General features: G+C 61.6%; 1 pseudogene. It reads right to left on the bottom strand.

Annotation, left to right across the window (positions count from 1 at the left end):
• Positions 1–255: pseudogene (locus AB4Y42_RS44580) on the bottom strand (IS630 family transposase); the annotation flags it as partial.

Genomic DNA, 255 nt, shown 5'->3' with positions numbered 1-255 from the left:
GATGGCTGTCTTCTCGTCCACGCAGAACACCGCCGCATGCAACGGCGGATTAAGGTACAGCCCGATCACATCGGCGGCCTTGGTCTCAAAGTCAGGATCGTTGGACACCATGTGCGTATCGAGACGACGTGGCCGAATGTCGTGCTTGCGCCAGATACGTTGCACGGTCATGAAGGCCATGCCCAGCTGTGCCGCCAGTTTGCGGCTGCTCCAGTGCGTCGAGCCGTCGGCCGGCTTGCGTCGCAGCGTGTAGTC

The sequence above is a fragment of the Paraburkholderia sp. EG286B genome (assembly GCF_040965655.1).
Classification (GTDB): domain Bacteria; phylum Pseudomonadota; class Gammaproteobacteria; order Burkholderiales; family Burkholderiaceae; genus Paraburkholderia.
Note: the sequence above shows the minus strand (reverse complement) of the source record. Positions and strands in the feature narration are given on the sequence as shown.